The organism is Noviherbaspirillum phoenicis (genome assembly GCF_047237965.1).
GTDB lineage: Bacteria > Pseudomonadota > Gammaproteobacteria > Burkholderiales > Burkholderiaceae_D > Noviherbaspirillum_A.
The window spans coordinates 59435-79853 of sequence record NZ_JBDFLX010000001.1 but is presented as its reverse complement, the minus strand read 5'-3'; the positions used below and the strand labels follow the sequence as shown (position 1 = coordinate 79853).

Annotated in this window: 17 protein-coding genes; 9 read left to right on the top strand and 8 right to left on the bottom strand. The window is 61.1% G+C overall.

The window, feature by feature from the left end; all coding sequences use genetic code 11:
• The first annotated feature begins 66 nt into the window (after nucleotides 1-66).
• The gene (gene lhpI, locus ABC383_RS00345; RefSeq protein ID WP_413010924.1) at nucleotides 67-1059 is read left to right on the top strand and encodes a bifunctional Delta(1)-pyrroline-2-carboxylate/Delta(1)-piperideine-2-carboxylate reductase; all 993 of its coding nucleotides are present in this window, start codon (nucleotides 67-69) and stop codon (nucleotides 1057-1059) included.
• Here the strand turns inward: lhpI and ABC383_RS00340 are convergent.
• From ABC383_RS00340 to ABC383_RS00330, 3 genes are read right to left on the bottom strand one after another with little or no spacing between them, the layout of a single operon-like run.
• The gene (locus tag ABC383_RS00340) at nucleotides 1056-3311 is read right to left on the bottom strand and encodes a xanthine dehydrogenase family protein molybdopterin-binding subunit (RefSeq protein WP_413010921.1); all 2256 of its coding nucleotides are present in this window, start codon (nucleotides 3309-3311) and stop codon (nucleotides 1056-1058) included. The two genes, lhpI and ABC383_RS00340, sit on opposite strands and share 4 nt — an antisense overlap.
• Nucleotides 3308-4303, bottom strand: coding sequence for an FAD binding domain-containing protein (locus ABC383_RS00335; RefSeq protein ID WP_413010919.1), 996 nt, complete (start codon nucleotides 4301-4303; stop codon nucleotides 3308-3310). Before ABC383_RS00335 ends, ABC383_RS00340 begins: the two co-directional genes overlap by 4 nt.
• Nucleotides 4300-4833 (bottom strand): (2Fe-2S)-binding protein, encoded by a 534-nt coding sequence (locus tag ABC383_RS00330; RefSeq protein WP_413010917.1) that lies wholly within the window; start codon nucleotides 4831-4833, stop codon nucleotides 4300-4302. The genes ABC383_RS00335 and ABC383_RS00330 overlap by 4 nt, the downstream gene beginning before the upstream one ends.
• 384 nt (nucleotides 4834-5217) lie before the next feature.
• Between ABC383_RS00330 and groES the strand changes: the two genes are divergently transcribed.
• Nucleotides 5218-5508: a co-chaperone GroES gene (gene groES, locus ABC383_RS00325; protein ID WP_217343991.1), complete on the top strand. Its 291-nt coding sequence runs from the start codon at nucleotides 5218-5220 to the stop codon at nucleotides 5506-5508.
• A 90-nt stretch (nucleotides 5509-5598) separates the two neighbouring features.
• The gene (groL, locus tag ABC383_RS00320) at nucleotides 5599-7251 is read left to right on the top strand and encodes a chaperonin GroEL (RefSeq protein WP_413010914.1); all 1653 of its coding nucleotides are present in this window, start codon (nucleotides 5599-5601) and stop codon (nucleotides 7249-7251) included.
• A gap of 105 nt (nucleotides 7252-7356) precedes the next feature.
• Here the strand turns inward: groL and ABC383_RS00315 are convergent, their stop codons facing one another.
• From ABC383_RS00315 to ABC383_RS00300, 4 genes are all read right to left on the bottom strand, one after another.
• Nucleotides 7357-9000 (bottom strand): hypothetical protein, encoded by a 1644-nt coding sequence (locus ABC383_RS00315; RefSeq protein WP_413010912.1) that lies wholly within the window; start codon nucleotides 8998-9000, stop codon nucleotides 7357-7359.
• Between the two features lie 10 nt (nucleotides 9001-9010).
• The gene (locus ABC383_RS00310; RefSeq protein WP_413010910.1) at nucleotides 9011-9463 is read right to left on the bottom strand and encodes a type III secretion system chaperone family protein; all 453 of its coding nucleotides are present in this window, start codon (nucleotides 9461-9463) and stop codon (nucleotides 9011-9013) included.
• Between the two features lie 158 nt (nucleotides 9464-9621).
• Nucleotides 9622-10545 (bottom strand): ribosome biogenesis GTPase YlqF, encoded by a 924-nt coding sequence (gene ylqF, locus ABC383_RS00305; protein WP_413010908.1) that lies wholly within the window; start codon nucleotides 10543-10545, stop codon nucleotides 9622-9624.
• A gap of 59 nt (nucleotides 10546-10604) precedes the next feature.
• Nucleotides 10605-11555 (bottom strand): histone deacetylase family protein, encoded by a 951-nt coding sequence (locus tag ABC383_RS00300; protein WP_413010906.1) that lies wholly within the window; start codon nucleotides 11553-11555, stop codon nucleotides 10605-10607.
• 193 nt (nucleotides 11556-11748) lie between these two features.
• Between ABC383_RS00300 and ABC383_RS00295 the strand changes: the two genes are divergently transcribed.
• The 6 genes from ABC383_RS00295 to bfr (ABC383_RS00270) all read left to right on the top strand — a co-directional run bounded on the left by ABC383_RS00295 (nucleotide 11749) and on the right by bfr (ABC383_RS00270) (nucleotide 18034).
• Complete coding sequence (locus ABC383_RS00295) at nucleotides 11749-12669, top strand: AAA family ATPase (RefSeq protein ID WP_413010904.1); 921 nt, start codon at nucleotides 11749-11751, stop codon at nucleotides 12667-12669.
• Between the two features lie 20 nt (nucleotides 12670-12689).
• Nucleotides 12690-13667: a DUF58 domain-containing protein gene (locus ABC383_RS00290; RefSeq protein WP_413010902.1), complete on the top strand. Its 978-nt coding sequence runs from the start codon at nucleotides 12690-12692 to the stop codon at nucleotides 13665-13667.
• Nucleotides 13664-15712: a transglutaminase TgpA family protein gene (locus tag ABC383_RS00285; RefSeq protein ID WP_413010900.1), complete on the top strand. Its 2049-nt coding sequence runs from the start codon at nucleotides 13664-13666 to the stop codon at nucleotides 15710-15712. Before ABC383_RS00290 ends, ABC383_RS00285 begins: the two co-directional genes overlap by 4 nt.
• A gap of 62 nt (nucleotides 15713-15774) precedes the next feature.
• The gene (mltB, locus tag ABC383_RS00280; protein WP_413010898.1) at nucleotides 15775-16803 is read left to right on the top strand and encodes a lytic murein transglycosylase B; all 1029 of its coding nucleotides are present in this window, start codon (nucleotides 15775-15777) and stop codon (nucleotides 16801-16803) included.
• 250 nt (nucleotides 16804-17053) lie between these two features.
• The gene (bfr, locus tag ABC383_RS00275; RefSeq protein WP_413010896.1) at nucleotides 17054-17539 is read left to right on the top strand and encodes a bacterioferritin; all 486 of its coding nucleotides are present in this window, start codon (nucleotides 17054-17056) and stop codon (nucleotides 17537-17539) included.
• A gap of 15 nt (nucleotides 17540-17554) precedes the next feature.
• A complete protein-coding gene (gene bfr / locus ABC383_RS00270) occupies nucleotides 17555-18034 on the top strand; it encodes a bacterioferritin (RefSeq protein ID WP_413010894.1) in 480 nt (159 codons plus the stop codon).
• 113 nt (nucleotides 18035-18147) lie between these two features.
• Here bfr (ABC383_RS00270) and ABC383_RS00265 read toward each other — a convergent pair whose 3' ends face one another.
• Nucleotides 18148-20331 (bottom strand): TonB-dependent receptor, encoded by a 2184-nt coding sequence (locus ABC383_RS00265; RefSeq protein WP_413010892.1) that lies wholly within the window; start codon nucleotides 20329-20331, stop codon nucleotides 18148-18150.
• Between the last annotated feature and the right edge of the window lie 88 nt (nucleotides 20332-20419).

Here is a 20419-nt window from a genome sequence, read left to right as displayed (position 1 = left end):
CCTGTGTCGAATTGACGGCAGGCGGCCTCTTGCTTACCCTGTTGCCTCCATCAAGCAGGAGGCAGCATGGTTCCGTTTCTGAATGCCGGGCAGATCAGTGCTGCCCTTCCCTACCCAACGCTAGTCGAATCACTCCGCCTTGCATTCCGCACCGGCGCGCAAGCCCCGCGGCGTCATGTTCATCCCATTTCTCCGGACAACGACGCAGTACTGCTGCTGATGCCGGTATGGCAGCCCGAACGCCATACCGGCGTCAAGATCGTCACGGTGGCGCCGCGTAATCCGCAGCGCGGCCTGCCCTCGGTGCACTCCATTTTCATGCTGCTCGACAGCGCCACCGGCGCCCCGATTTGCCTGATGGATGGCGAGGAACTGACTTTGCGGCGCACAGCGGCAGCCTCGGCGCTGGCGTCGGAATATCTCTCGCGTCCCGACAGCAGCCACCTGCTGGTCGTCGGAACCGGTTCGCTGGCGCCTTACATGGCAGCCGCGCACTGCGCGGTACGTCCGATAAGCACAGTCACCATGTGGGGACGTTCGGCGGACAAGGCGGCGCACGCCGCTGCTTTATTGCGGCAACAACTGGAAGCAAACGGCAGCCAGGCGGAAGTAAGCATCACGACCGACCTGGAAGCCGGCGTACGGAGCGCCGACATCATTACCTGCGCCACCACGAGTACCACCCCCATCGTCCAGGGCGGCTGGGTCAGGCCGGGCACGCACGTCGACCTGGTCGGCGGCTTCCGTCCCAACATGCGCGAAGCCGATGACGCCTTGATGTGCAGCGCAGCCGTGTTCGTCGACACCTGGAATGGCGCACTCGCGGAAGCTGGCGACCTGGTGCAGCCGATGGAAGCCGGCAAGCTGGAACGGGCCGCGCTGCGGGCCGAGTTGGCTGACCTGTGCGCAGGACGACATCCCGGACGCAGCGACGCACGGCAGGTAACCCTGTTCAAGTCGGTTGGCGTCGCGCTGGAAGACCTGTGCGCCGCCGACCTGGCCTGGGATCACCACTGCCGCCATGCCACTGCGCGGCCGCATGGCGACACCGCGGCTTAAATCACCTTGTCCAGCGTGATCGGCAGTTCGCGCACCCGCTTGCCAGTGGCGTGAAACACCGCGTTGCCGATCGCCGCGGCAACGCCGACGATGCCAATCTCGCCCATGCCCTTGGCGCCCAGCGGGTTGACGATGTCGTCATGTTCCTCGACAAAAATCACGTCGATGTCATGGATGTCCGCATTGACCGGGATGTGGTACTCCGCCAGGCTGTGATTCATGAACCGGCCCATCGCATGGTCGGCCATGGTTTCCTCATGCAGCGCCATGCCTATGCCCCAGACCACGCCGCCGATGATCTGGCTGCGGGCGGCTTTCGGGTTGATCACGCGGCCGCCTGCGATGGCGCTGACCACTCTCTTGACCGCCACCGTGCCGAAGTCCTCGTCCACCTCGACCTCGACGAACACCGCGGAATGGGTATGCATGGTGTACTTCTTCTGCTTGCTCTCGGGCTTCTGGTCCACCGCATGTTCGATGCTGTGCAAGCCCTTGCTGCGCATGATGTCGGCAATTTCCAGCGATGCCGCCGGCTGACCGACGCGCTGCACCCGGCCCTCGGTCCACTCGACGTCTTCCGCGCTGGCGCCGGCCAGAGGCGAATCCGGCATGGCGCGTGCGATTGAAAGCAATTCATCCCTGATGGCCTCGCATGCCATCTTGACCGCTGAACCGACGGAAGAAACAGTCCACGAGCCGCCTTCCAGCGGCGCCTGCGGCAACGACGAGTCGCCCAGCGTGAAGTTCACGTCCTCGATTGCCAGCCCCAGCACATCGGCCGCGATGATGGTCATCGCGGTGTAAGTGCCGGTGCCGATGTCGGCGGTGGCGGACGACACCTGCAGCTTGCCGTCCACCGAAAGCACTGCCTTGGCGCTGGCCGGTTGCTGCATTGCATCCCAGAACCCGGTCGCCATGCCCCAGCCCACCAGGGTCTTGCCGCGCCGCATCGAGCGTGGCGCCGGATTGCGCTTGTCCCAGCCGAACTTTGCAGCGCCCTGTTCATAACAGGCCTTCAACTCCTTGCTGGAAAAGGGCTTGCCGGTATTCTGGTCCTGCTCGGCATAGTTCAGGATGCGCAGCGCCAGCGGATCCACGCCGGTGGCATGGGCCAGTTCGTCCATCGCCGACTCCAGCACATAGACGCCAAGGGTGGCGCCCGGTGCCCGCATGTCCAGAGGGGTATAGACATCCAGCGCCGCCACCTTGTAATCAAGCGTGACGTTATCGCACTGATAGGCCGAGCCGGACCAGTTGACCACCACTTCGATATAGTCTTCAAAGCGCGATGTTTCCGATACGGTCTGATGCTTGATGGCCAGCAGCTTGCCGCTCTTGTCGGCGCCCAGCGCGATCTGGTGCCGCGTGGCAGGACGATGGCCGAAGCTGAACATCTGCTGGCGCGTCAATACCACGCGCACCGAACGCTTCAGTTCCTGCGCCGCCATCACGGCCAGGAACAGCTGGTACTGTGGCCGCAGGCCGGAACCGAAGGCGCCGCCCACAAACGGCGAACGCACCCGCACCTGCTCCTGCTTCAGGCCGAAGACACCGGTCACGTACTGCTGGGTATTGAGCACGCCCTGGGTCTTGTCATAGATCGTCAGGTTGCCGTCAACATCGCGCAGCACCGTGGTGGCGTGCATTTCCATCGGATTGTGGTGTTCAACCGGCGTCGCATAGTCGGCCAGCACATTGATCTCGGCCTTCTTCAGGGCCGCATCGGCATCGCCGCGCGGCTTGGGCGGCGGCTCGAAGCCGTCCTTGCCTTGCTTGGGCGCATAGGCTGCGTCGCGCTCGGCATCGAGGTCGGTCTGGTGCTTGTCGGCCTTGTAGCGGATGTCGACCAGAGCCGATGCGTGGCGGGCCGCCTCGAAGCTGCTTGCCACCACCAGCGCGACCGGCTGCCCGCTGAAGATGATGCTGGCATCGTAGAGCGGCCGGAACGGCGAACCGGAAGGCGAATCGTCGTCCTGGTAGCTGCGGTCGAACCACGGCAGGCTGGGCCGGTTTTCATGGGTCAGCACATGGATCACGCCTGGCACCGCCAGCGCGCGCGCGGTATCGATGCTGCTGATGCTGCCGCGCGCGATGCCGCTGGAAACCACCACGCCATACAGCAGGTCCTCGGCCGGAAATTCGGCCGCATAGCGCGCCTGGCCGGTGACTTTCAATTTGCCGTCGACACGGCTGGTCGCCTTGCCGATGCGGCCCTGTTGTTTGCCCTGTTGTTTGTTCTGCACTGTACTCATGATTGTTCTTCCATGGCGACAGCCCGGCTCAATGCACGGACGATGGTGCGCTTGGCTAGACCGATTTTGAAGGCATTGTGGGCAAGCGGCTGCGCCGGCTGCAGCAGCGCGTCGGCAAAGGCGGTAAAGGATGCTTCGTTCGCCGGCTTGCCGATCAGCAGTTGCTCTGCCTGGCGGTCGCGCCACGGCTTGTGGGCGACTCCGCCCAGCGCCACGGCCGCGCTGCCGATCGTCTCGCCATCCAGCACCAGGCCGGCCGCCACCGATACCAGCGCGAAGGCATACGAGGCGCGGTCGCGGACCTTGATGTAGCTGTAATGGCTGCTGTAACCCTCTGCCGGCAATTCGACCGCGGTGATGATTTCATCCGGCGCCAGGCTGGTATCGATATCGGGCGTATCCCCTGGCAACTGGTGAAAGTGATCGAATTGAATTGCGCGGTCGCCGGCCGGCCCGCTGACATGCACGGTCGCGTCGAGCGCGGCCAGGGCCACGCACATGTCCGAGGGGTGCACCGCAACGCATTGTTCGCTTGCGCCAAGAATGGCGTGGATGCGGTTGACGCCTTCCCGCGCCGGACAGCCCGAACCCGGCTCGCGCTTGTTGCACGGCATCGCGGCATCATAGAAGTAATAGCAGCGGGTGCGCTGCAACAGGTTGCCGCCGGTCGAAGCCATGTTGCGCAGCTGTGGCGAGGCGCCCGCGAGTATGGCCTGGGACAGCAGGGGGTAGCGGCTTTCCACTTCGCCGTGATAGGCCAGGTCCGCATTCGACACCAGTGCGCCGATGCGCAGTCCGCCTTCCTTGCCGGCCTCCACGGCTGCCAGCGGGAGATGGGTAATGTCGATCAGGCGCGTCGGACGGGCGACGTCTTCCTTCATCAGGTCCAGCAGATTGGTGCCGCCGGCGATGAAGCGGGCCTGGCTGTCGCCGGCAAGCATGGCAAGAGCATCGGCCACGCTGGAAGCGCGCGACAATTCGAACTGGTTCATGGCTGGCCGCCTTTCCCGTCCGTTGGCATTGCCTGGCGTACGGCGGCGACGATGTTGGGATAACAGCCGCAGCGGCACAGGTTGCCGCTCATCAGTTCGCGGATGTCGTCATCGCTCTTCGCCCGGCCTTCGCCGATCAGCCCAACCGCCGAGCAGATCTGCCCTGGGGTGCAATAGCCGCACTGGAATGCATCCTGGTCAATGAATGCCTGCTGCACCGGATGCAGCGCCTCGCCCTGCGCCAGCCCTTCCACGGTCGTGATCTCGCAGCCGTCCTTCATTGCCGCCAGCGTCAGGCAGGCATTGACGCGCTTTCCGTCCACCAGCACCGTGCAGGCGCCGCATTGGCCGTGGTCGCAACCCTTCTTGGTGCCGGTAAGCTGCAATTCCTCACGCAGCAGGTCGAGCAGCGTGGTCCAGGGCGCCGTCCGAATTTCACGCGGGACGCCATTGAGGGTCAGGCTGATTGTGCAAGATTGCGCATAGGACGCCTTCTGCGCCGACCTGGCGCGGTCATCGGGACTATTCATGGTGCTTGGCTCCGGAAAGGAAAAGGTACGCTGTCCGCGGTTTCTGCAGAACAGGGCAGTAAAGCATTTCATCGTAATCATTGCCGGGCTGGGGTACAGGTCGGAGAACAGCTTGAAAGACTGTAGGAATCCCGGCAGTTATGCGATCGAATTGATGAAATCGGTCTTTGAACGGTCGACTCGCCGGCCTCTCCGACCCCGAGTCTTCCATTTTCGACAATTGCCGGTCTTGAAAAGGGGTGTAACCGCCCCTATACTTAGCACTCGCCGACGGAGAGTGCTAATAATTTCCTCGGACCGTCGAATCCCCGCGGTTGAAAGCAGCCGAAAAACGCTGAAGTCAACCGTTTTTATATTAATTACTGACAACATTTAGGAGTTTGTATGGCACTTCGTCCTTTGCACGATCGCGTCATCGTCAAGCGCCTCGACCAGGAAACCAAAACTGCGTCCGGCATCGTTCTCCCTGAAACCGCGGCTGAGAAGCCGGATCAGGGTGAAGTCCTGGCTGTGGGCAACGGCAAAATCCTCGAAGGCGGCCAGGTGCGTCCTCTGGACGTCAAGGTTGGCGACCGCGTGCTGTTTGGCAAGTATTCCGGCCAGACGGTCAAAATGAATGGCGAAGAACTGCTGGTCATGCGCGAGGAAGACATTCTCGCCATCGTTCAGCAGTAATGCGGACCGCCATGCGCCGCGCAAGCCGCAGGCCATGGCGATAGGCCCTCCCCTGCAATCCTATCCAAGAATACTCAAGGAGTAATGAACATGGCTGCTAAAGAAGTCGTATTTGGCGACAGCGCTCGCCACAAGATGGTCGAAGGCGTCAACATCCTGGCCAACGCGGTCAAGGTGACCCTGGGCCCGAAAGGCCGCAACGTGGTTCTGGAGCGCTCCTTCGGCTCCCCGACCGTGACCAAGGACGGCGTGTCGGTCGCGAAAGAGATCGAACTGAAAGACAAGCTCATGAACATGGGCGCCCAGATGGTCAAGGAAGTGGCTTCCCGCACCAGCGACAACGCCGGCGACGGCACCACCACCGCAACCGTTCTGGCCCAGGCCATCGTGCGCGAAGGCATGAAGTACGTTGCCGCCGGCATGAACCCGATGGACTTGAAGCGCGGCATCGACAAGGCTGTCACCGCCCTGGTCGATGAAGTGCGCCAGCTGGCACGTCCCTGCACCACCACCCGCGAGATCGCCCAGGTCGGCTCCATCTCCGCCAACAGCGACAGCTCCATTGGCGACCGCATCGCCGAAGCGATGGAAAAAGTCGGCAAGGAAGGCGTGATCACCGTGGAAGACGGCAAGTCGCTGAACGACGAGCTGGACATCGTGGAAGGCATGCAGTTCGACCGCGGCTACCTGTCCCCGTACTTCATCAACAATCCGGACAAGCAAAGCGTCATCCTGGAAAGCCCGTTCATCCTGCTGTTCGACAAGAAAATCTCGAACATCCGTGACCTGCTGCCGGTGCTGGAGCAAGTCGCCAAGGCTGGCCGTCCGCTGCTGATCATCGCCGAAGACATCGAAGGCGAAGCGCTTGCAACCCTGGTGGTGAACAACATCCGCGGCATCCTGAAGACCTGCGCAGTCAAGGCCCCTGGCTTCGGCGACCGTCGCAAGGCCATGCTGGAAGACATCGCCATCCTGACCGGCGGCCAAGTCATCGCTGAAGAAGTCGGCCTGACCCTGGAAAAGGTCACGCTGAACGACCTCGGCCAAGCCAAGCGCGTCGAAGTGGGCAAGGAAAACACCACCGTGATCGACGGCGCAGGCCAGACCGCTTCCATCGAAGCCCGCGTCAAGCAGGTTCGCGTGCAGATCGAAGAAGCGACTTCCGACTACGACCGTGAAAAGCTGCAGGAGCGCGTTGCCAAGCTGGCAGGCGGTGTTGCAGTGATCAAGGTTGGCGCCGCCACCGAAGTCGAGATGAAAGAGAAGAAGGCACGCGTGGAAGATGCGCTGCACGCTACCCGCGCCGCAGTGGAAGAAGGCATCGTTCCTGGCGGCGGCGTAGCTCTGCTGCGCGCCCGCGCCAACCTGAACATCAAGGGCGACAACAGCGACCAGGACGCAGGCATCAAGATCGTTCTGCGCGCCATCGAAGAGCCGCTCCGCATGATCGTTCAGAACGCCGGCGAGGAAGCATCGGTGGTGGTTGCCAAGGTGCTGGAAGGCACCGGCAACTTCGGCTACAACGCCGCCAACGACACCTACGGCGACCTGGTTGAGCAAGGCGTGCTGGATCCGGCCAAGGTAACCCGCACCGCGCTGCAAAACGCGGCATCGATCGCCAGCCTGATGCTGACCACCGACTGCACTGTCACCGAACTGGCTGAAGACAAGCCGGCCGGCGGCCCGGGCATGGGCGGTATGGGCGGCATGGGCGGCATGGGTGGCATGGACGGCATGATGTAATTGCTGTCGACCTTGTACTGAATGCGTCAGCAGATTTTGGTGACGCACTCGACAAAAAGCCCTCGATATTTTCGAGGGCTTTTTTATGGGTTGGATTAAGAGTAATTAATAAATACCGATTCGTAACCCAATCAACTTTTCGATCACAGCAGCATTCCCCGATTCGCCTTTAGGAAGCAATTTCATCACATTGATGTCGTCGTCGGTTAGACCCAAAGACGTCAACAAAACTTCGATTTGACCACCATCCCCAGCGCTCGCGTCAGCGACAGAATCAATGCATTCTTTATTGAACTGCTTCGCCAAACACCATGCCATGAAATACTTGTTTTGGTAAGCATCATCCAATCCGATTGAACCTGGAACATGGTCAGCGTCATTATCATTCGGATTATCCAAACTTGTTAGATTGCGAAATATAACGGCATTACCAAAATTCGACTTTAGATTTTCCGCCGCGGCTTTTTCAGCTTTATTCGCCTCAGCCTGACCAATATCCCTATTAATACGAAGCACTATTCCAACGAAATACAACGCAGAGGATATCCCGCCGGCAATGGCAGCCACAAAACCTGCATTCCCCACGCTCGCGACCAAGGCAGCAATTCCGACAACAGCAACCACAATTCCAACTACGCCTCTTATAACACGCGAAACGGCACTCGCTAAACTGACATTGGCATTTTCAATTTTACGCGAAAAAAAATTACTTAATCCCGCCTTGAAGCCTTCTGAGAGATTGGCAAAATTTTCTGAAATTTCTAATCTCGCTTTAATTTCAGAAAATTTTGAACGCTCTTTAGTTGCACTCTCTATTGCTGTAAAGCCCTGAACGATCTCATAAGAACTGAATACAACGCCTATCCCAAGCGTCAATCCTGCAGCAACTGTCCCAGCAACCGCTGCGCCAGCGCCGGTAGCAAGAACGGGAACCCAGCCTTGCAAGGAGCGAAAAATATTACTTAATGAGGAAACGAGTGACATGACGTCTTTTGCGTTTCCCAATTTATTAATTAAGTCTTGGCCTTTGTCTGACGGTGAGTACTTTGCAAGTTTTTCCAATGCCTCACGAGATTCGACATATCCGTTAATTTCGTCCAGCAAAGTGGCTTCGGTAGTCGTTGAATTCAAGGCTCCACTTAAAATCAAGGTTCCACCCAAAGCCGAAGCCGCATTATTGCGAGGTTTAATACGGTCGAGCGCACGTGATGCTTTTTCGATAGAATCTTCAAGTTGCTTTCTATAAAAATCCTGATTCCTCTCAAATTTTTCAGTGACGTGGACACCATTGGCCAAGTCATAAGTTGACAGAAATAAGCCGAGCGCTACTTTAGCAAGGTTTAACGCAAACCTGACATCACTATCTATTCCGTCGACCTCATTAAGGACAGTGCTTACTGTGCGGAGCACATTAATTGCTGCCTGGCTTCCTCCCCAAATCTGCCTTGATGCAGTTTTGTCGAAAATGCTGGGGTTACTCGTAGTGGTTTTTACCGTCTCCGTAGAGGCGTTTACCCCGGAATAGGTATCAACAGACTGCAATCCTTCCTCTACTTCCGATCCTGTTGTCCTCTTCATACAATTATCAGGATTCAGGCCGCGTTGAATTTCTGAATCTCCCTGCTCCAAAGGCAGTTCCGAAAGGCGTTTGAAATTTTCTAAGTCTTTCTCATTGCGTTCGCTATAACCGCCGTACTGAGGCCCACAACCTATGCCATTTTTCAAAAAAGCAATATTTGGAGTTCCCAATTTTCATTCCTTACGCAAAATTAAAACTTACCAAGGCTTTTCCCATTTCATCCAAAAACTTACCTTCGTGCTCTAAGCGTTTTCGCCAAGCTGCAATAACAGGCAATAATTGCTGATCAAGAATAAAATACAAGCTTATTTCTTCACGCAGAATAGAGAGGGAAATGTGCAGCATTAACAGCACATGGCCGTTTTTTTCGCTAATACCAAAGAAAGGAAGATATTTTGATTTGCTGGAGCAATTCGACTCCAGCATCATTTTTCCAAGTCTGGGAGAAATGCCGTCGGCAGGCATGCCAAGATCGATTACGATCCTGCACAAGTCAGCGATTTCGATAAACCACAACCAAGTGGGACACTGATGGATGATGAACGGTTTGCCGGCAAGAATCGATTCATGATCTTGCAAGCAAGCGTCCTTACAAAAGCTTTTTACAATCTGCTGAAATTCGGATGCCGCCATGGTGTCTCCATTTTTCAATCCAATACTGATTGCTGGTAAATCGGCGTATTGTTTGAAAAATGAGTATCGATGGCTTTATGTTCGTTCCTTAACAACCCCAAAACCAAACCTTAACTCGACAGCGGAATGAATGTAAATTAAATAGCCCTAAGATTAATTTACATTTCGTCCGTAATGTCTGGATCGTCTTGTGCCTCACCCAGCGACAGGGAAGGCGGCGGCTGATAGGAAGCCAGCAATTCCACCCTGCTCTGCGGCGTCTCCAGGCTGACTCTGCCCAACGCGCCGCTGCGGTAATCCTGCAGCAAGGTATGCGCCGCCTTTTCCAAATCCGGCTCGCCGCCTTTCAGGCGATAAGCCCGACGCTTGGCAATACCCTCGATCACGGCAACGCCATCAATGCCCTCGGTTGGAAAGCCATACCGGGCGCTCACCAGCGCCGGATAACGGGCCAGCAACATCTCCGCGAGGAAAGTGGCTACCTCCTCCTCGATCAGCGCATTGCTGCCGATCGCATGGCTGGCGGCCAGCATCAGGCCATCGCTCGGATGCTCGATTTTTGGCCACATCATGCCGGGCGTGTCGATCAGCACGATGTTGTTGCCCAAGTAAAGCCGCTGCTGGGTCTTGGTGACCGCCGGCTCGTCGCCGACCTTGGCGACGCGTTTTTTCAGCAGCGCATTCATCAACGTCGACTTGCCGACGTTCGGTATGCCCATGATCATGATGCGCAGCGGCTTCAACGCAGTGCCGCGGTTGGGCACCAGCTTGATGCACAGTTGCGGGATTTTCGCGACGTCGGATGGCTTCTTGCAGCTCAGGGCCACCGCATTGACGTCCTTCTGCTGGTTGTAATGCTTGATCCAGGCGCTGGTGGCGGCCGGGTCGGCCAGGTCGGCCTTGTTCAGGATTTTCAGGCAGGGCCGCTGCCGGAACAGGCGCAGTCTTTCGATCATGGGATTGCTGCTGGCCTGGGGTATGCGCCCGTCCAGCACTTCGATCACCATGTCGACCTTCTCCATGGATTCTTCCGCCTTCTTGCGGGCGGCGTTCATGTGACCGGGGAACCATTGAATAGACATAGGGCGCTTCTCTGAAAATGAAGGCCGTATTCTACCCGCAGCGACTCTGCCGGCCGCGCTTACTCAAGTTCGGCAAGCGCCTTCAGGTGCGCCACCACGCTGCGGCCCAGCGCCGACAGGTTGTAGCCGCCTTCCAGGCAACTGACGATCCGGCCTTCTGCATGTTCTTTGGCCACTTCCATGATCTGGCGCGTGATCCAGGCGTAATCCGCCTCGACCAGGCCCATCTGCCCCATGTCGTCTTCCCGGTGGGCGTCGAAGCCGGCGGAAATAAAGATCATCTGCGGCCGAAAAGCGCGCAGCGCCGGCAGCCATAGCTCGGTGACCAGTTGCCTGACCTTTTCGCCGCCGCTGTAGGCAGCGACCGGCACATTGACCATGTTGGGATTGAATTGCGACTCGCCGCCAACGCCGCTGTACGGGTAGAACGGATGCTGGAAAAAGCTCACCATCATCACCCGCGGCTCGTAGACGAAGGCTTCCTCGGTGCCATTGCCGTGATGGACGTCGAAGTCGACGATCGCCACCCGCTCCAGGCCATGCATTTCCAGCGCATGGCGGGCGGCAATGGCGACATTGTTGAACAGGCAGAAGCCCATGGGTTCAGACGGCCTGGCATGGTGGCCGGGCGGACGCACGGCGCAGAAGGCATTGTCGAGGTCGCCTGCGATCACCGCGTCGGTGGCGGCGATCGCGGCGCCGGCGGCGCGCAGCGCCGCTTTCCAGCTGTGCGCATTGAGCAGGGTGTCGCCGTCGATCGGGTAATAGGCGTCGGCGGGGCTGCCGGGCGGCGGCACGTTGTCGCGTACCCTGGCGATGGCGTCCTGGTGATGCACCCGGGCGATGGCCTCGACGTCGGCCAGCGGCGCATCGCGGTGGTCGATGCAGCTGTCGATACGGCTGGCGATGAGCTGGTCTTCGATCGCCTGCAACCTGGCTGGAGACTCGGGATGCCAGCCGCCCATTTCATGGGCCAGGCAGTCGGTGTGACAGTAAATGGCAGTGGTCATGTTGAGGAACGCTGCACGCACGTTCTCGCATAGAATGCCCCTAGTTTAACGAAAAACCGGTTTTTGCATGCCATTTTATTCACTGCTGCGGGAACAAATGGTTTATTCAAAGCAATAAAACAGGGCGTTGCCATACTACAATAAGGTCCTGCATCCCGTTTTCCATTTCGCCTCACCTCCCAACAGGAACACTATGTATTCCAGAATTCATGCCGTTGCCGCGCAGGTCGGAGAAGTCATCGTTGGCAAGGAAATGCAGATACGGCAGGCGCTGGTCTGTTTGTTGGCGGGTGGGCATCTGCTGATCGAGGATGTGCCGGGCGTGGGCAAGACCACGCTGGCGCATGCGCTGGCAACGTCGCTGGGGCTCAAGTTCAACCGGGTACAGTTCACCAGCGACCTGCTGCCGGCCGACGTGGTGGGCATCTCGGTGTTCGACCGCGAAAAGAACGGTTTCTCCTTCCACCCCGGCCCGGTATTCACCCAGGTGCTGCTGGCCGATGAAATCAACCGCGCCACGCCCAAGACCCAGTCAGCCTTGCTGGAGGCGATGGAAGAACGCCAGGTGTCGGCCGACGGCATGACCCGCGAGCTGCCCGACCCCTTCTTCGTCATCGCCACCCAGAATCCCACCCACCAGATCGGCACCTTCCAGTTGCCCGAGTCGCAACTGGACCGTTTCCTGATGTGCCTGTCGCTTGGCTATCCGGATGCGGCGGCGGAGCGGGCGCTGCTGATGGGCGAGGACCGGCGCGCGATGGTCAAGGCCATGCGTCCCGCGATGACGCCGGGCGAACTGGCCGATGCCCGTGCCGGGCTGCGCGATGTGCATGCATCGGCGGCGCTGGTGAGCTACGTGCAGTCGCTGGTGCAGGCGTCGCGCCAGGGCGGCCTGTTCGCCGAAGGCCTCAGCCCGCGTGCGGCCATCGCACTGCTGCAGGCGGCACGCGCCTGGGCGGCGCTGGAAGGCCGCAACCATGTGCTGCCCGAGGATGTGCAGGCAGTGCTGCTGCCGGTTGCGGCGCACCGGCTGCGGCCGCTGCGCTCGGCCGGCGGCAGCGCCGCGTCCAGCCGCGACCTCGTGCTGCAACTGATGAAAACCGTTCCCGTCTGACGGTTCGCATGCGCATGACGATGACGCAAACCTTGCGCGGCGCCACCGAGCGCTGGCTGTTCAGGCTGCACGGCGCCGAACGCGGCGAAGTGGTGCTGAACCAGCGCCGGGTCTTCATCCTGCCAACCAGGCCTGGCCTGGCGTTCGCAGTGCTGCTGATGCTGCTGTTCGTCGGATCGCTGAACTACAACCTGGCCATGGGCTATGGCCTGACTTTCCTGCTGCTCAGTTGTGCATTGATCGCCATGCACCTGAGCTTTCGCAACCTGGCCTATCTGCATCTGAACCCCGGGCGCGCCAGCCCGGTGTTCGCCGGAGAAGAAGCGCAGTTCGAATTGCACCTGTCCAACCGCCGCCCCTACTGGCGCCATGCGATCTGGATCGGCTTTACCGGCGACGGCCTGCCGGCGCGCGAACAGCCCTGCGACATCCCGGCCAAGGGCGACTGCGTGATCGCACTGCAGGCGCCGGCCACCCATCGCGGCTGGCTGGCCGCGCCGCGCATGCGGCTGCACACCAGCTTTCCGCTCGGGCTGCTGCGCGCCTGGAGCTACTGGCAGCCGGAACAGAAGGTGCTGGTCTATCCGCGCCCGGAAGACCATGCGCCGCCGCTGCCGCTTGCCGAAGCCTTATTGAACGAGGGCCATGGCGTCGGCGGCGAGGACGATTTTGCCGGCGTGCGCGCCTACCAGACCGGCGACTCGATGAAGCGGCTGGCATGGCGCCAGATTGCCCGCCTGGGCAATGACGGCGCACTGGTCAGCAAGCATTTCGAAGGCGGCGCCGCCAGCGAGATGCGCATCGACTTCGCCGCCCTGCCCGTTGCCATGGATACCGAGGCCAGGCTTTCCCGCATGACGCGCTGGGTGCTGGAAGCCGAGGCACGCGGCCTGCCCTACGCATTTCGCCTGGGAGCGGCAAGCCATCCGTCCGCGCTGGGCGGCGCGCACCGCGAAAGCTGCCTGCGCGCGCTTGCGCTGTACGGGCAGGAATCATGAACCGCCCCGCTGCGCGCATGGGCACATGGCACGAACGCCTGATGCGCGGCCTGCCGCGCGAAAAGTCCGACACCCTGCTGCTGCTCGGCGCCTGCGCGCTGGTGATGATGCCGCATGCCTGGCACCTGCCGGCCTGGGCCAGCCTGGCGGCGGCTGCGTTGCTGCTGTGGCGCGGCTGGATCACCTTCCACGGCAACCGCATGCCGCCGCGCCTCCTGCTGCTGCCGGTGGTGGCGCTGCTGATGCTGGGCGTGTATGGCAGCTACGGCACCTATCTAGGGCGCGAGGCGGGCGTGTGCATGCTGGTGCTGCTGCTGGCGCTGAAACTGTTGGAGATGCGGGCGCGGCGCGATCTGTTCGTGGTCACCTTCCTCAGCTTTTTCGTGCTGCTGACCACCTTCTTCTATTCGCAGACCATCGCCAGCGCACTGCTGGCCAGCGCCGGCGTGATTGCAATCCTGATGGCGCTGATGTCCTTCCAGTACACGGGCGTTCATCCACCGCTGCGCAAGCGCCTGGCGGCCGCATCCCAGCTGTTCCTGCTGGCCGCGCCGCTGGCCGTGGTGCTGTTCGTGTTTTTCCCGCGCATACAGGGGCCGCTCTGGGGCATGCCGCAGGATGCGGTGCGCAACGGAACCGGCCTTTCCGACAGCATGGAGCCGGGCAGCATTTCCGAACTGACGCTGTCGCCGGAAATCGCCTTTCGCGTACGCTTCGACGACGCCGCACCGCCTCCGTCCGCGCTGTACTGGCGCGGTCCGGTGCTGGGCCAGTACGACGGACGCCGCTGGACGCCGCTGACGAACGCATCACCCTCCTCGCGCCAGGTGCTTGGCCGCGGCAAGCCGGTGCGTTACCAGGTCACCCTGGAAGCCAGCGGCCGGCGTTCGCTGTTCGCGCTCGACCTGCCGGCCGGACCGCCGCAACTGGAAAACAATCCGGTACGGATACAGCCGGACTTCCAACTGCTGGCCAGCCAGCCGATCGGCCAGCGCGTACGCTACGACGCCGTTTCCTCACTGACCTACCGGCTGCAGGCCAATGAATCGCCGGTGACGCTGCGCGACTGGATGGATCTGCCGCCAGGCTACAACCCCCAAACCCATGAATTCGCTACCCGTCTGCGGGCACGGTCCTCCAGCGACATGGAAATGGTCAACGCGGTGCTGCAGATGTTTCGCGAGCAGAATTTCCGCTATACCCTGCGTCCGCCCACGCTGGGCCGGCATGCGGTGGATGAATTCCTGTTTGCCACCCGGGCTGGATTCTGCGAACACTATGCCGGCGCCTTCGTGGTGCTGATGCGTATCCTCGACATCCCGGCGCGGGTCGTCACGGGTTACCAGGGCGGGGAACTGAACAAGGTCGATGGCTATCTGACTGTTCGACAATCGGACGCGCATGCCTGGACCGAAGTCTGGCTGGCCGGACGCGGCTGGGTTCGCGTGGACCCTACCGCCGCCGTGGCGCCGGACCGCGTCGAGCGCAATCTGTCGGCGGCGCTGGCGCCGGGAGCATTCGGCAATTTCTGGTCCCTGCAAGGGCCGCAGGGTCCCTGGCTGACGGCGCTGCGCAAGCTGCGCGACAACCGGGACGCGATCGATAATGCCTGGAACCAGTGGGTGCTGAACTACACCCCGGCGAAGCAGCGCGGTTTCCTGCAGTCGCTGGGCATCGACAACCCCGACTGGAGCACGCTGGCAATCCTGGTGCTGACTTTGGGCGCGGCAGTGACCGCGCTGGTTGCGCTGCCCCTGATCCGCCACCGTGAAAAGACTGACCCGGCCGACATGCTGTATCGCAGGCTGTGCGAGGAAATGGCGCGCCAGGGCTTGCCGCGCGCAGCCCACGAAGGGCCACTGGCATACCGCAAACGCCTGCAGCAGAGCGGATTGTCGGCGGAGCGCCGGCTTGCCGTGCTGGCCTTCCTCGAACTTTACGAGACAATACGTTACGGCTCTCCAGCCACGGTCGATGCGCTGCGTCGCACTGGCTATGGCACACCGATCCAACAACTCAAGAACTTACTGATTCAATCCAGATGACTTGCACCCGGCTTTTTCTTTCCCTGTTTCTTGCTTCCACTTTTCTCAGCGGCTGCCACACCATGGCTGCAGAACCCGCGCAGCGCGCGGCCAAGGCGCGCAAGCCGGCCGTCGCAGCGGACGACGCCGGCGAGTTCGCCAGCTTTGCCCAATGGCGCGAAGTCAGCGCCTTCATCGACGACATGGTGGCCCGGCACGGCTACTCCCGCGCCGAGCTGGAAGGCACGCTGTCGAAAGTGCGCTTCGTCGATAGCGCCATCCAGCTGATGAAGCCGGCGCCGGCCAGCAAGCCGAAGAACTGGGCGGCCTACCGCGCCCGCTTCGTCGAACCGGTGCGCATCAATGCCGGCGTCAGTTTCTGGAACGAGCATGCCGACGCGCTGCAGCGCGCGGAAGAACAGTTCGGCGTGCCGGCCGAGATCATCGTCGGCATCCTTGGCGTGGAAACCGTCTATGGCCGCAACACTGGCAATTTCCGCGTGATGGACGCCATCACCACGTTGGCCTTTGCCTATCCGGACACGCCCACCCGGCAAGCCCGCATGGACTATTTCCGCGGCGAGCTCGCCAACACCCTGCTGTTTGCACGCGACAGCGGCATCGATCCGTTTTCGCTGCGCGGCTCCTATGCCGGCGCCGTAGGCTGGCCGCAGTTCATGCCGGGCAGCATCCGGAGGTACGCGGTCGATTTCGATGGCGACGGCAGAATCGATCTGCGCAATTCACCCGTCGACGCCATCGGCAGCATTGCCAACTTCCTGGTCCAGCATGGCTGGAAGCGGGGCGAACCCACCGTGTTCCCGGCCGCGCTCGACGCATCATCGGGAAGCGGCTGGGAAATGTTCCTGAACCAGGGACTGCAGGCCAAGTTCCGCCTGGATGAGATTCGCGCGGCCGGCGTCCAGACGCCGGTGGAGCCGCCCAGCGACATGCTGTTCGGCCTGGTCGATCTGCAAAATGGCGCCGCGCCTACCGAATACTGGCTGGGCGCCAACAATTTCTTTGCCATTACCCAGTACAACCGCAGCTTCTTTTACGCGATGTCGGTCATCGACTTGGGGCGGGCAGTCCGCACCGCGCGCGGTATTTGAACAGCGTCGCCAGGGCCGTCACCAAAGAAATTGCTTCAAAAGAATTTCCTGTACATACGTGCGAAATTTTAATTATCTGAAGCGATAAGCGGTATTGCGCGGTGCCTCAAGATCGCAAACGCACGGGCTTACGCAAGCTTCCTTGCGCTTTGGCGCAATGCGCCGCGCTCCAGCAATTACAATACCGGCGTTGCCCGATCCTGGATCGGCCGCAACATGTCCATGTCGTCATTTCAAGGTGGAGAGTGTTATGCAGGGTGATACAGCAATCATCGGTATCCTGAACAGTTTGCTCACCGGCGAACTCACCGCGGTCGATCAATACCTGATCCATGGCGAGATCTACCGGCATCTCGGCCTGAACCGCCTGGCCGACATGAGCCTGCATGAGTCCGACCATGAACGCCAGCATGCGCGCGCGCTGATCCAGCGCATCCTGTTTCTCAACGGCACGCCCGACCTGAGCAAGCGCGACCCGCTCAACATCGGCCGCACCGTGCCCGACATGCTGCAGGCCGATCTCGACCTGGAATACCATGTCGCCGACGCACTGAGGAAGGCCATCGCCGCCTGCGAAAGCGTGAAGGACTACGTCACCCGCGACATGCTTCTGGTGCAACTCGAAGACACCGAGATGGACCATGCCTACTGGCTGGAACAGCATATGGAACTGATCAGGCTGGTCGGCCTGCAGAATTACCAGCAGAGCCAGATGGATGCGTCCTCCCCCACTTAAACAGGAGAAAAGAACATGAAAGGCAATCCCCAGGTCCTGAGCACGCTCAACCAGGTCCTCAAGAACGAACTCACCGCCATCAACCAGTACTTCCTGCATGCGCGCATGTTCCGCAACTGGGGGCTGGAGCGGCTGGACAAGTATGAATACAAGCAGTCGATCCGGGTGATGAAGGAAGCCGACAAGCTCATCGAGCGCATCCTGTTCCTCGATGGCCTGCCCAACCTGCAGGACCTGGGCAAGCTGCTGATCGGCGAGGACCCGGCCGAATGCCTCAATTGCGACCTGCAATACGGGCGCAGCTTCCATCCGGTGCTGACCCAGGCGATCGCCCTGTGCGAATCCACCCAGGACTACGTGACCCGCGACCTGCTGGAAGAACTGCTGGAACACTGCGAATACGCGATCGACTGGCTGGAAACCCAGGAACGCCTGATGCAGGACATCGGGCTGCAGAACTACCTGCAATCGCAGATGGGCGAGAAGGAAGATTGATATCGATGCCGCCTTGCCGGCGCCGCGGAGACGACACCGGCAAGGCAAATACTGAAACACACCAAGCCCGCCCCGCCATGGATTGCCATGGCGGGGCGGATTCACATGAGCGATCAGAAATCGATCGTCGCCGACACCGTCAGCGTGCGCGGCGCGCCCAGCACCAGGTAACCCTGGCCCGGATAGCCGCCGGCCGATGCCCAGTAATCCCGGTCGGTCAGGTTCTCGATCTGGCCGCGCAGCGTGACTGCCTGCTTGCCCCAGTTCGTCACATAGCGCACGCCGGCATCGAAACGGTTCCAGGACGGCAGCTTCTGCGTATTGGCCGCATCGGCGTATTGCGAAGCGGTATGCAGCATGCGGCCATTCAGCGCCAGGCCACGCACGCCGGGCACATCCCATTCCGCGCCCAGGTTGGCCTGCAGCTTGGGCGCGCCGATCACGTCGCGGCCATCATTGACGCCGTCGGCGGTCTTTCTCTGTTCCGCGTCGAGCAGGGTAAGGCCACCCAGCAGGCGCAGGCCGCGCATCGGCGCGCCATATACCGTCAGTTCGGCGCCGCGGTTACGCTGCTCGCCATCGATGCCGAACAGGTTGGTGGCGTTGTTGATCATGCCCATCGGCTGCGAGGTGGAGAACAGCGCCAGGGTCACGCCATACTGGCCGGCATCGTATTTCGCGCCGATTTCCTTTTGCCGCGAACGGTACGGGGAAAACACTTCACCGGCGTTGCGCACGGAGCCGCCCGCCACCGCGCCGCGCGTCAGGGCTTCCACATAGTTCGCATACAGCGACAGGTTCTGCATCGGCTTGACCACCAGGCCGGCGATTGGCGTCACCGCGCTCTTGTCGTAGCTGCCGTTCTGCGCGCCGGTGGCGTAGTCGTAGGTGCGTTCCTTGATGTTCTGGTGACGTGCGCCGACGGTGACCAGCACCCGCTCCTGCGCGAACGACATCGTGTCGGCCAGCGCAACGCTGGACAACTCGGTGCGCTGCGTGAGCAAGGGATTGCCGAACGCACCAGCGGTAGGCAGGTTCAATGCCGGCGCTCCGACTGCTACCGGTGCATACAGGCTGGATGCAAAGCCGCTGAAGTCGCTCAGGCCATAGGCATTGCGCGCCTTCTGGTCGAAGCTAGAGGCGGTGGCGCTCAGCGTATGGCCGATGTCGCCGGTACGCAGCTTGCCGCGGATACCGATTTCACCGGTGCGCACCGTGTCGCGCCGGGCATTGTCGAAACGGTAGGTGCTGGTGTCGCCGGCGGCGTTGATCACCGTGGGATTGGCCAGGCTGTTGCGCTCGGTGCCGTGGCGTGCGCCGGCGGCGGCCCACGCGGTGACATCCGGCGACAGGTCGAATTCGCCGCGCACCGTGCCAAAGGTGTCACGTTCGTTCGAATAAGACCATGGCTGTGCGAAGTTGGACGAGGCATTCGGTGCGTCCGGCACCGGCACGCCGGCGTCCAGCCGCACGCTGGGGCGCGCCTGCTTCAGGTTGTGTTCCTGGAAGCCGACATCGGCGGACAGGCGGAAATCCCGGCCGCGGTGATCCAGGCCCAGCGAAGCCACGCTCAGTTCACGCTTTTCCCGTTCGATCGCGGTATTGCCGTCGCGGCGCACCAGGTTCAGGCGGACCCCAGTGGCATTGTCCTCGCCGAACCGGCGGGCAAGGTCGGTTGCCAGGTAGCCCTGGCCGCCGCTGTCGACGCCGGCAGTGACCTGGGTCAGGGGCGTGTTCGGTGCGCGCTTGGGCACCAGGTTGATCACGCCGCCAATGCCGCCGCCGCCCGGCGTTGCGCCATTGATGAAGGTGTTCGCGCCACGCAGGACTTCCACCCGCTCCAGCAGTTCGGTCGCCACGAACTGGCGCGGCAACAGGCCATACAGTCCGTTGTAGGCCAGGTCATCGGAATTGACCGGGAAGCCGCGGATCATGTACAGCTCCTGGTAGTTGCCGAAACCGCGCGCTACCCGCACCGTCGGATCATTTTGCAGCACGTCCGCCACGCTGCGCGCCTGCTGGTCCTGGATCAGCGCCTGGGTGTAGGCAGTGCTGCTGAACGGCGCGTTCATCTGGTCGACGTTGCCCAAAAGGCCCAGACGCGCGCCGCGCGCCACCTGGCCGCCGGCGTACTCGGCCGGCAGGCCGCCGGCGGATGCATCGGCGGAGGCATTGACATTGACCGTGGGCAGGGTCTGCGTCGCGGCGGTTTCCTGCGATTGGGCATGCGCGCTGGCACACAGCGTCATCAATACGGCCAGGCTGATTCTGGAACGTTGGAATTGAAAAGCGGACATGAAAAGTTGACCTGGTTAATAATGCAACAATTGTAAATGTAAATGAGAATGATTATTATTGCATGAACGCATTTGATGTTGGCAATCA